This is a genomic window from Siphonobacter sp. SORGH_AS_0500 (genome assembly GCF_031453245.1).
Classification (GTDB): Bacteria; Bacteroidota; Bacteroidia; order Cytophagales; family Spirosomataceae; genus Siphonobacter.
The window spans coordinates 40980-52690 of the sequence record NZ_JAVIYT010000004.1 but is presented as its reverse complement, the minus strand read 5'-3'; the positions used below and the strand labels follow the sequence as shown (position 1 = coordinate 52690).

General features: G+C 44.6%; 10 protein-coding genes. 5 read left to right on the top strand and 5 right to left on the bottom strand.

Annotated elements, in window-relative coordinates:
• Positions 1-4 precede the first annotated feature (4 nt).
• Positions 5-484: a GNAT family N-acetyltransferase gene (locus QE357_RS20840; protein WP_309711885.1), complete on the bottom strand. Its 480-nt coding sequence runs from the start codon at positions 482-484 to the stop codon at positions 5-7.
• A gap of 67 nt (positions 485-551) precedes the next feature.
• Between QE357_RS20840 and QE357_RS20835 the strand changes: the two genes are divergently transcribed.
• From QE357_RS20835 to QE357_RS20825, 3 genes are all read left to right on the top strand, one after another.
• Positions 552-1733 (top strand): DUF1343 domain-containing protein, encoded by a 1182-nt coding sequence (locus QE357_RS20835; RefSeq protein ID WP_309711882.1) that lies wholly within the window; start codon positions 552-554, stop codon positions 1731-1733.
• Between the two features lie 709 nt (positions 1734-2442).
• Complete coding sequence (locus tag QE357_RS20830) at positions 2443-2979, top strand: YceI family protein (RefSeq protein ID WP_309711879.1); 537 nt, start codon at positions 2443-2445, stop codon at positions 2977-2979.
• A 107-nt stretch (positions 2980-3086) separates the two neighbouring features.
• Positions 3087-3659, top strand: a complete 573-nt coding sequence (locus tag QE357_RS20825) for a YceI family protein (protein ID WP_309711876.1) — start codon at positions 3087-3089, stop codon at positions 3657-3659.
• Between the two features lie 56 nt (positions 3660-3715).
• Here QE357_RS20825 and QE357_RS20820 read toward each other — a convergent pair whose 3' ends face one another.
• Positions 3716-4147 carry a DUF6526 family protein gene (locus QE357_RS20820; RefSeq protein WP_309711874.1) on the bottom strand — a complete coding sequence of 144 codons (432 nt, stop codon included), beginning with the start codon at positions 4145-4147 and terminating at the stop codon, positions 3716-3718.
• Positions 4148-4206: 59 nt separating this feature from the next.
• Here QE357_RS20820 and QE357_RS20815 point away from each other — a divergent pair, with 59 nt between their 5' ends.
• Positions 4207-5538, top strand: a complete 1332-nt coding sequence (locus QE357_RS20815; RefSeq protein WP_309711871.1) for a DEAD/DEAH box helicase — start codon at positions 4207-4209, stop codon at positions 5536-5538.
• Positions 5539-5888: 350 nt separating this feature from the next.
• Here QE357_RS20815 and QE357_RS20810 read toward each other — a convergent pair whose 3' ends face one another.
• Together QE357_RS20810 and QE357_RS20805 are read right to left on the bottom strand one after the other, a co-directional pair.
• A complete protein-coding gene (locus QE357_RS20810; RefSeq protein WP_307143573.1) occupies positions 5889-6908 on the bottom strand; it encodes a zinc-binding alcohol dehydrogenase family protein in 1020 nt (339 codons plus the stop codon).
• 97 nt (positions 6909-7005) lie between these two features.
• The gene (locus QE357_RS20805; protein ID WP_309711868.1) at positions 7006-9696 is read right to left on the bottom strand and encodes a PAS domain S-box protein; all 2691 of its coding nucleotides are present in this window, start codon (positions 9694-9696) and stop codon (positions 7006-7008) included.
• A gap of 314 nt (positions 9697-10010) precedes the next feature.
• Between QE357_RS20805 and QE357_RS20800 the strand changes: the two genes are divergently transcribed.
• Entirely contained in the window at positions 10011-10400 is a 390-nt protein-coding gene (locus QE357_RS20800) for a hypothetical protein (protein WP_309711865.1), read from the top strand.
• 50 nt (positions 10401-10450) lie between these two features.
• Here QE357_RS20800 and QE357_RS20795 read toward each other — a convergent pair whose 3' ends face one another.
• Positions 10451-11710 (bottom strand): Hsp70 family protein, encoded by a 1260-nt coding sequence (locus QE357_RS20795; RefSeq protein WP_309711862.1) that lies wholly within the window; start codon positions 11708-11710, stop codon positions 10451-10453.
• Position 11711 lies beyond the last annotated feature (1 nt).

The following is an 11711-nucleotide window of genomic DNA, read 5'->3' as shown; positions in this document are numbered from 1 at the left end:
TTGTTTACAGAACATGCGTATTCAGATCCAGCACGAAGCGAGTGTAAGCAATTTCGCCTTTATAAAAGATTGCTCCTCCGGGTTTCATGCCGAAGCGTTCGTAAAAGGGGATGGCCGTTACGCGGGCGTCACACCACAGTTGCGGGACGGACCGCCCATTCATTTCCTTAATGACGTGTCGAAGTAAGGCCGAACCTACGCCCTTGCCCTGATGATCGGGGTGAACCGCAAATTTTCGAAATCGGTATTTCTCGCCATCCTGAAAAACGGAAATGACGCCCATTACTTGATCGTTTTGAATGGCTCCGTAGTGCAGACCTTCAAAATCTTCTTCGAGTATCACGTAAGTGATCGGTCGGTCGGGCCATAGAACCTGATGGCGTAACTCATAGGTTAGTTCGGGAGCGATAGCCTGGATTTGTATATTGGAAGCATGCATAAGGACGTGGACTTGAGCCTTTTCTGCAAAAGTAGTCCAATTCATACTAAATTTTCTGCTAGATTCAGATTCTAATTCATGAACAACGATACCTCTACCGATGCTTTACCTTATGCGTAGCCTAATTGTATGCCTGATCGTAGGATGTGCCTTTTTGGCAAAAGCCCAGATCATAACCGGAGCCGATCAAACGGAAACCTACGTTCCCTATCTGAAAGGAAAACGGGTTGCTCTGGTGGTGAACCAAACCTCGATCATTGGAAAAAAAGCGAGCGTGGATAGCCTGCTTTCACTGGGCGTAAAAGTCGTTCGGATTTTTGGTCCAGAACATGGATTTCGGGGCAATGCCAGCAATGGTGCCAAAGTAGCCGATGCCATCGATGAGAAAACGGGCGTACAGGTGCTTTCGCTGTACGGGAAAAGAAAGAAGCCATTGGCCGAAGATTTAGCCGATATTGATCTGGTCGTTTACGATATTCAGGATGTAGGAGCCCGTTTTTACACCTATATCAATACCTTGCACCGGGTAATGGAATCCTGTGCGGAGCATAAAAAAGAATTAATGATTCTGGATCGACCCAATCCTAATGGGTATCTGGTGGATGGTCCGATTCTGGAAGATGACCTGCATTCAGGTATTGGCATGCACCGTATTCCTATTGCTCACGGGATGACGATAGCCGAGTTCGCTCAGATGCTTAACGGCGAAGGCTGGCTGGAAAACAAAAGAACGTGTCAGTTGAAGATTATCAAAGTGGCCAATTACTCGCATGACCAACCTTACGAGTTACCCGTGTTTCCCTCCCCTAATCTCAACAGTCAGCAATCCATTCTTTTATATCCCAGCATTTGTTGGTTTGAAGGTACCATCATCAGTCAGGGTCGAGGTACGTACATGCCTTTTACAGTACTGGGGGCTCCGGCTTTAAAAGGGCAGTATGCTTTCAGTTTTCGTCCCGTAAGCATTCCCGGTATGAGCGAAACACCCCTGCATCAGAACCAGGATTGTTATGGATTGGATTTAAGAAAAGTGGACCTCAGATCCCTGCGGGCAAAGGGACAGTTGAATCTTCAATGGATCCTGGAATTGTACAAAGCGTATCCAGACAAAGCTCGTTTTTTTGACCGAAGCCAGAGTGCTCAAATGGGCGACTTCGATAAACTTGCTGGAAACAGAAATCTGCGTCAGCAAATCATCGACGGAAAAAGCGAAGCTGAAATTCGCCAGAGCTGGGAACCGGGCCTTACGACGTTTAGACAACTACGGAAGAAGTATCTTTTATATCCTCAATGATCTTTTGTAAGTTTTGCTATACTGTTGGTTTATAGAATTATCACATTTGTTATATAACAACCGGGGTTTCAGGCTGTAAAATACCGCTTGTTACCTCTTTTATAGGAGCAATCTATTGAAAGTCAATATATTGACAAATGGTAAAATCGCAGGTATGTAACAACGTTCATAGAAAATGAAACGTATATGATAGCGTTCAGGGCGTTTTAGGAATCAATTTTGTCATAGTAGAATTAACCACTCCCTTTCTTTTGGTTTGCTCAGAAAGGTTTACTCATTGTCCTTTTAATAAAACTATGGCTTTCATTTCTAAAACTGGCTCTTGCCCTCATTGCCGTTCAAAAGATACGGAAAGACGCCGCCGCCCATTGTTAGTTAAATACTCATTGTTTTTTCTGAACACACGGTACCATCTGTGTCTGAACTGTCGTAAGACGTTTATAGAACTCCGCTAGTAGTTATCTAAGAATTATGCAAGAACCAGTGGTCGGGAGGCTTACTGGTTTTTTTCATATATATTGAAATAAGTGGTTATAATCAGTAATATATTATTTAATATAATAACGCAATAAAAACGCTATAAAATCATGAATAAAAATATTTAATGTATATACATATATTTTTGAACCATTCTATTTGCTCTCTAGTTTACCCTCTCGAAACACATTATTATCTGTCGTCTTCACAAATTCATTAAATTCTTTTTTGTATGTCTACTACGAAATGGATCGTTGATCCTACTCACTCAGAAGTACAGTTTAAAATCAAGCACCTGGTTATTTCAACCGTGACGGGTTCTTTTAATTCGTTTAGTGGTGAAGCTACGGTTCCTGCTGACTCGAATGATTTTTCAGGTTCAAGCATTGAGTTTGCTTTAGATGTAGACAGCATCGATACCAATCAGCCTCAGCGTGACGAGCACCTTCGTAACGGTGATTTTTTCGACGCTCCTCAATTCCCAAAAATTACGTTTACCTCTACTTCTGTAGAAAAAGCGAAAGGTGATACTTACAAAGTAGCCGGTAACTTAACCATGAAAGGCGTTACTAAGCCTATCGAAGTAACTGCCGAATACGGTGGAACAGCGAAAGATGCTTACGGTAATACGAAGGTGGGTTTTGAAGTAACGGGCGTTGTCAACCGTAAAGAATTTGGATTAACCTATAACGCTTTAACTGAAACCGGCGGACTGGCTTTAGGAGAAGACATTAAATTAATTGCTAACATCCAATTGGCGAAAGCATAGTTCGTTTGCAGTTGTTTGTTTTCCGTTTTCAGTTGTTAACTCAATTGTAAGCTGAAAGCGAACAGCTATCACTGAAAACTGTAAATTGAAAACTGAAGACTAATTTTATGAAAAAGCTCACTTTTGCCCTTCTTTTTGTTGCTTTGTCTTATTCTGGTATGGCTCAGACTGTCTGGAAAATGGATAAAGCTCACGCCCAATTGAAATTCGATGTTACGCACCTAGGTATCTCTACCGTTTCTGGTGCGTTCACTGATTTTGATGCGACGGTGACGGCGGAAAAGCCTGATTTTAGCGACGCTAAATTTGACTTTACGGGTCAGACAGCTTCGATTAATACGGGCGTTGACAAGCGTGACGAGCACCTGAAATCGCCTGATTTCTTTGATGCCGCCAAATTCTCGACGTTAACGTTTAAAAGCACTTCTGTGAAAAAAGCTGGTGCTAATAAATACAAAGTAACGGGCGATTTGACACTCCACGGAGTAACTAAACCCGTGACACTGGACGTTTGGTACCGCGGAACGATTACGAATCCTATGAGTAAAAAACCAGGAGCTGGTTTTCGGGTAACGGGAACAATTAAACGTAGTGATTTTGGAATCGGCTCGAATTTCCCCAATACCGTGGTTAGCGATGAAGTAAACATCGTTGCTGACGGCGAATTCGGTAAGGAATAATTCGTCTCCTACCTATAGACTTACAATAGACCGGCCTGAAACGCCGGTCTATTTTTTTATAGCCGCATCTCGTCGGCCTGCCAGTTCTGAATGGAGCGTTTGATCTGATCGGGTGAAAGGTTTTCCCGAATGGCTCTCTTTAGTAAAGGCACCAGTTCTTCATCAGAAGCAAAGCGGAGGGCTGCTATTTGCTGGATGCTAAGCTGACTTTCAGAAGACTCGAACGATTCATGGGTCAGCATGTAATACCGCAATCGCATTTCCAGTCTGACGATCCGATCCTGATTTCCCAGGGCATAGTGCTGTCGAAGCATAAACGCAAGCCAGGTAATAACTGCCCCCTGAGTAGTGACAAAACCCCAGAGAAAGGAATGTTCCGTAATACTCATGTATAGACCCACTCCCATCAGAAAAAGGACGACGGGATAAAATACAAAATGATGAGGCGGGTAATACTGGACGTGGTTTTTGTAGTTTTGTGTTTTCATACGAATTCTTGGTAGCAGCGTTGGCAAACCTGTGAAAAAGCAATACCAGATCTAAGACGATGACTTTTGACGAGCTTAATTTAAATAAACCCCTGCTGAATGCCCTGAATGATTTGGGTTATACGACCCCTACCCCCATTCAGCAAAAGGTATTCTCGGTAGTAATGTCGGGGGCCGACGTATGCGGTATTGCCCAGACCGGCACGGGTAAAACGCTGGCCTATGTGCTGCCATGCTTACGGCAATACCAGTTTTCGAAGGATCGGTTACCACAGTTACTCATTCTCGTTCCCACGCGTGAGCTAGTGGCTCAGGTGGTGGAAACGATTGAAAAAATGAGTACGTACCTAACCCTTCGGGTGGTGGGTGTATTCGGTGGTGGAAACCTGAAAACCCACGTAGCTGAAATCAAACAGGGTGCTGACGTGCTGGTAGCCACACCCGGTCGCTTAATCGATTTATTATCCAATGGCACCCTAAAGGGAAAAACCATTAAGCGTCTGGTGATTGATGAGATGGATGAAATGCTTAACCTGGGTTTTCGTTCCCAGTTAACGACCATTCTGGACTCTCTGCCTGCCAAGCGACAAAACCTGTTATTCTCGGCTACGATTACAGAAGAAGTAGAAGACCTGATTCATACCTTTTTTACTAATCCAATTCGGGTGGAAGCGGCTCCGGTGGGAACGCCGTTGGATAACATTCAGCAACAGGCGTATGAAGTGCCAAACTTCCATACCAAACTTAACTTACTGGAGTGGTTGCTTCAGGATAAAGCCACGTTTAGTAAAGTAATGGTTTTCATCGAAACCAAAGCTGAAGCCGATCAGCTTTTTGAGCAACTGGATTCCAAGTTTCCTAACGAGGTAGGCGTAATTCATTCTAACAAAGCTCAGAATAATCGCTTTCAGACGGTTCAGCGATTCAAGACGGGGGAAATTCGGATTCTGATTGCAACGGATTTAATTGCCCGGGGTCTTGACGTGGCCGAGGTTTCACATGTCATCAACATCGACACGCCAGATTTACCAGAAACGTACATTCACCGCATTGGCCGAACTGGTCGGGTGGATCAGAAAGGGGTTTCCATTACGTTTATTACTGAATCTGAAAAAGAGTATCAGCAGGCCATTGAATCGCTGATGAATCAGGAAATTCCGATGTTACCGTTCCCGGAAGAAGTGGAAGTTTCTACTTTGCTTCGCTCTGACGAACGTCCGGTGAATCCACATAAGATTATCGAACCCAAACTTACACCCCGCGATTCTGTCGGAGCGGCGTTTCATGAAAAATCGGCCAAAAATTCAAAGGTTAACGTTCGTAGAAATCACGCGGCTGAAATGATGAAGAAATACGGCAGACCTATCAAGAAGACGCGTAAGAATAATTAGATTTTATATTGTCTTGTTGTTTTGGCTCCACGATTCTCCGCCCTAGTTGGTGTGCTTACCAATCATTATGCTTTTAGTTATGGCTGGTGAAGACACCAGCCAGGGCGGGAATCCGGCGTTTTTATTTATCCAATTTCCAAAAGTCTTTGCACGTTTTTTCGGATTGGCAATCATCCATTATGGTTGGAACTGTACCTAAGACGAAAAACCCCGAATTGCACCCCGGATTAACATCCGGGGCTATCCATGTTCAACCCCTCCGGGGCTATATCTCCCATTTCAAAACGTCTTGTCTAACTTTACAGGTTTTCTCTTTCCAACTCAAAACTCAAAACCGTAGCGACGGTCGCTCAAAACTCAACAGAAACCATCGCTTTAATAACGCCATTCGCTGGATTCAGCCAGTTTGGGAATTCTTCTTTTACCTCATCGAAGCTGACTTCATGAGTGATGTATGTTTTTGGATCAACCAGCCCTTTTTTCATGCTGTCAATCACGTGCTCGAAATCTTCCCGTGTGGCATTGCGACTACTCATCAACGTAGCCTCACGTTTATGAAATTCCGGGTGTGAAATCACAAGTTCACCTTTCTGCAAGCCTACTAACACGTAACGGGCTCCGTGAGCCATATACTGAAATCCATTATTGATCGCTTTCAAACTTCCGGTAGCATCAATAACGACTGTGGGCATATCCCCATTCGTTAATTCCCGGATCTGCGACTCAACGTCATCGGATAGGGCATTGACCGTATGGAGCACGCCTAAATTTTTCCGGCAAAACGCTAGTCGATCTTCGTTAATATCCAGAGCAATGACCTGAGCACCCGCAATTCGGGCAAACTCCATGATCCCCAAACCAATGGGGCCAGCTCCAACCACCAGCACAAATTCACCCGGCTGAATGTCCGCACGCCGTACGCCGTGAGCACCAATGGCTAGAGGTTCTACCAAGGCCAGTTCTTCATAGCTCAGGCCTTCGCCGTGCACGAGCGAATACGAAGGAACACTAACGTATTCGGACATGCCACCATCAATATGCACACCAGCTACTTTGATAGTTGTGCAACAATTGGGCTTACCCGAACGACAGGCAATGCAAGTGCCGCAGTTAAAGTAAGGAATAAACGTTACCCGTTCGCCTTTTTCAAAACCGGGAGCCTGATCGGCATCGATTAACTCGCCGGAGAGTTCATGTCCCAAAATTCTGGGGTAATTGAAAAAAGGCTGTGTGCCTTCGTAGGCATGTAGATCAGTACCGCAAATACCAATTCTTTTAATTTTTATCAACGCATGTCCGGGTTGTAATTCCGGTTCCTGAGCTGTTTGATAATCGAATCTTCCGGGGGTGGTACAAACAAGCGTTCGCATATCTATTTCAGAGGTATAAAATAATAAGACAAAAGTAGGAAGCTCCTACCCGGTAAAGTTTCATAAACTTATCCTATCATTTCAAAATTTGGTAAAGCTATGACTGGGAGTCTGAGGGTAAATAAATAGTAAAGGTAGCTCCCTCCCCCAGCACACTGTGAGCTTCGATATAACCCCGATGGTTTTCTACCACTTTTCGGCATAAGGCCAGGCCAATTCCCGTTCCGGCGTATTGATCGCGGCTGTGCAGTCGCTGAAACATTTGGAATATTTTTTCGCTATATTCTTCCTCAAACCCAATTCCGTTGTCCTCTACTTTCAGCCAGATATAGGATGTATCGGCTTGCAAAAGAGGCAAATTTGCAGGGGTTTCCAATTTCCCGCCGCTGATGTTTATCTGAATGGGTCGGTCAGGATGCGAAAATTTCAGAGCATTGGTCAACAGGTTTTGGAGTAACTGGGCAATCTGCTGAGCATTTCCCCATATGAAAGGTAAGTCATCCATCATAAAACTCGCTTTCTTTTCCTGAATGCTCAATTCCAGATCAAGTAAAACATCTTTAATCAGTTGATTTAAGTTGACAGAACTGAATTGAAGCTGATCATTGCTTAATTGTGAAAAGGAAAGCAGGTCTCTGATTAACGTTGTCATGCGTTGGCATGACGCCTGAATTCGCTCTAATAACACCTTACCCCGGTCGGTAAGATGATTTTTTTCATGAACTTCAATCAGGGAAATAAAAGACTGGATCTTACGTAACGGCTCCTGTAAATCGTGACTGGCAGCATAGGCAAACTGCTCCAAACTGGCGTTGGTTTGCTGTAAATCCAGATTCATACGATTAAGAGCCAGGGTTCGTTCTTTTACCTGCCGTTCCAGCTCTTCTGCCAGTTGTTTTAAAGGAGTAATATCCTGAGCCGTACCCGTTAATAAGTAAGCTTCGCACTGCTCATTATAAAGTACATGAGCTCTGGCATGAAGAATTCGCTCCTCGCCGGTTACCTGATTAACTACGGTATATTCTTCATCATAAATACCGTCCGATTCGGGAAGTAACGCACGGGCAATAGCGTTTTTCACCCGTTCCCGGTCTTTCAAATGTACCGCACATAAGGCATCCTTGATTTCCAGATCCTCTTCCGAGAAACCAAACCAGGATTTTATGCGATCAGAATAATATACCTGGTCAGTCAGCGGGTTGTAACTCCAGGTACCTAACTGGGCAATGTCTACAGCCGAACGAAGATTTTCTTCGGCTTCTTTAATCTGAAGGCGTGCCGCTACCTGAAAGGTTACATCCGTAGCAGTATTAATAACTCCGTAAATACGACCATCCGCATCGTATACGGGATTATAGGAGAAGTTAAACCAGGACGTTTTCAGGACGCCATCCACCATAATATTGGCTTTCCCTTCAGGATTCCGATAGGGAATTCCGGTATCATATACGTTTTGTAATAACTCCAGAAAAGGCTGGTCTATCAGTTCGGGCATGACGTCATGCAGAATTTTCCCCTGCACCTCTTTCAATGTTTTTCCCCAAATCTGAAGCATGGCGTCATTTACTACTTCAATTTTCATGGACCGCCCCGTAAAGACAACCGTCGCCGTTGGGGTGTCGATTACCAGGTTTCGGAATCGTCTTTCACTGTCCTGAAGAGCCAGTTGGATTTCCTTTTCTTCCGTGATTTTCTGAACAATAGCAACAAAGCTGACGGGATCGTTAGACTCGGAACGGATTAATGACACCGTCAGTCGTCCCCAAACCAGATTCCCATTTTTATGAAGATAGCGTTTATCAACGGTGCGAGCCCTGCGAATGCCAAGGAACAACTCCTGAGCCACTTGTTCGTCTCGCTCTATTTCTTCGAGGGGAGTGATCATCTTAAAATGTTTCCCCAGGAGTTCTCCGATTTGATACCCCACAAACGCTGCCATCGCGGGATTGACGAGCTGGAAAAACCCGTCGGTACTTAGAATGGCAATACCCACTTCGGCACCCGTAAAAACGGACTGATACTTCTGTTCAATGGCTTTGAAAACCCCTTCTTTAACCGTTTGTTCCGTTACGTCCTGGGTCGTGCCGGAAAAACGGTAGGGTTGGTTCTGCTCATTGAAATAGGCCTGGCCCCTGCAATGCAGCCAGCGAAGACGACCGTCTTCTGCCCCAATGGTCCTAAAAATAATATCGTAGGTATCCCGTAAACGCGGATCGAGAGCCCGACTGACGGCTTTTTCAACTCTGGATCGGTCCTCTGGATGGATGTAAGCAAGTACCTCAGCATACGTTACCACACTACCTTCCGCAAAGCCATGTAACTTATTGCATCGCTCATCCCAGCGAACAATCTCACTAATCGGATCAAAATCCCAGGTACCAAGCCCAGCCGACATTAAAGCAAAATGCAAATACTCCTCTTCTTCCAGTATCGCCTTTTCTGGTTCCTTTTTAATCTCCTGAAAAGACCCAACCATTCGAACTGGTTTTCCAGCTTCAGTCCAAAGCTGAGCCTGAGCCTTGACTCGGTAATAGAGGTGGTTAACTCCTAAAAAGGAAAGTTCATCCTGCCAGCTCAGCGGTAACTCCTGCCAGGCCTTACTCACCCGGCTTTGATCATCGGGATGGATACGTCCCAGCCAGGCAGACCAGTCAAGCTGCTGGCTCTGGTTATACGGACTTCCTAACTCCTGACTATACTGGAACGTATTGCTTTCTATATCCCAGGTCCAAAGCATGAAAGGGTCTGCTTTGTCCTGTTGGTTCGGGTTCATATCGCTGCGGCTCATCAGTGATAATAATCTGCTCTTATAAAGGCGGGGCAAATCTTGCGTTTAAGGTAATAACCTACGAATTGATCTCGTGTTTCGAGGGTAACATTTTTATTTTCATTCAAGCATAGCACATGCACTTTACTTGAATTCTAGGCCTGGCATTCCTAATCTCAGTCCTATTTTTTTAATCATTTGTTTAATTATAAATAACTAATAATGAAACGATTAATGAAACACCCTATCATAAATAAATCAATTTTATCAGCAATAAGAGCACTTATCATTCGTCCGCCTCGTTACCTTTGTACTCTCCATCGATTTACTTTGCCATGAAAATTTATTCTGTCTTATTTCTACTTATATTAGGAGTCACGGCCTGTTCGCCGGATGATGAAGACCTTGCTTCTCGCGTGAAAGGCGTTTATACTACCACGCATGTTACCTCCAACGGCAAAGCAGTAGCTATTTCTGCCAACCGACCTAAAACTCATATTGCCTTACAGCCAATTGATGCCTCACATGTCAAAGTCATTGCTGAAATGGACTCCCTAACCGGAATCCCTTCTTTTGAAAGTGAAGGAACTTTATCCAGTGGCGGGCAGGGCATCACACTCATCATGGATGATGAAAATGCCGCTACCATCCAGCATGATAAAATGCGAATGTATTTAATCAAAAGAGACAATACGCTCGTTCAGATCGATGCCGTTCGTCAATAATAACCCCTTGAAAAAAGCTACTCCTGATCGTACGGGAGTAGCTTTTTTATTTAGGCACCAAATTTATTCTTACTATCAAAGGCCAGCCCTAATCCAACGCTGGAGAGTTTGTTTTCATCGGCAATGTCGGCTTGCGGGAATAAATTTCGGAAGGTCTGCTGCACAGCGGGCACTTCCGTAGAACCGCCCGTGAGAATAATCAGATTGATCGCATCGGGCTTTACTCCAGCCTGACTCAGACATTCATTGGCGGAAGCCGTAATCTTTTGAATATCGTTAGTAATGGCAGTTTCAAAAGACGAACGCTGGGTAACGATTTCAAAACCCGATTCTAGAAAATCGAAAGACATGGTATGTTCCAACTCATGCGTCAGTTCGATTTTAGCCTGCTCGGCAGCCGCCAGTAAGGTATGGCCAGATTCCTGTTCCAGCACTTTCAGTAGCCGACCGTAACGGGTTTTATCCTGCGACTGTCCCAGCGTGTTACGAACCTGTAAAATCATTTTCGGATTATACAGGAAGTTAACCTTACTCCATTCCGATAAATCGTGGAAAGGCTTAAGCGGAACATCCAGCTTATTAGGTCCAAACGTGGTTTTGTAGCCAATTTCCGGCATAATTTCAGCCAGACTAAGGGCTTTATCGAAGTCATTGCCACCTACCCGCACCCCGGTATTCGCCAGAATATCCGAAGAACGATCGGTTTTGCTTAGATACTTATTAGATAGACGTATGACCGTAAAATCTGATGTACCCCCTCCTAAATCCACGACTAAAGCCAGTTTTTCACCGGAAATAGTAACCTCGTGGGCAAAGGCCGCTGCGATGGGTTCGTATTGAAATTCAACGAATTCAAAGCCAATACTTCGGGCAATGGCCTCTAATTCCGTCTGTGCCTGGCGGTCGGATGCCGGATCTTGGTCAATAAAATGTACCGGACGCCCCATTACTACTTTTGTCAGTGGGAATCCGGCTTCTTCATCAGCCTTGACTTTCAACTGATTAATAAAAGACCCAATGATGTCCGAAAAATTCATAAATCGGCCATGCACGAACGTTCCCTGCTTCATAATGGGCGTACCCAGAATTCGCTTCAGGCTTCGCATCAATCGGCCTTGTTCCTTATTGAGAAAATTTTGCATGGCCGCCCGACCATAATACGTTTTCTTCTCGTCCCGATTGAAGAACAATGCACTGGGCATGGTTACCGAGCCATTTTCTACAGGTACTAAGTGAATATTTTGCCCGGCTGCCAGGGCAATACTAGAGTTGGATGTACCAAAATCAATTCCGCAGGAAAGGGAAGTCATA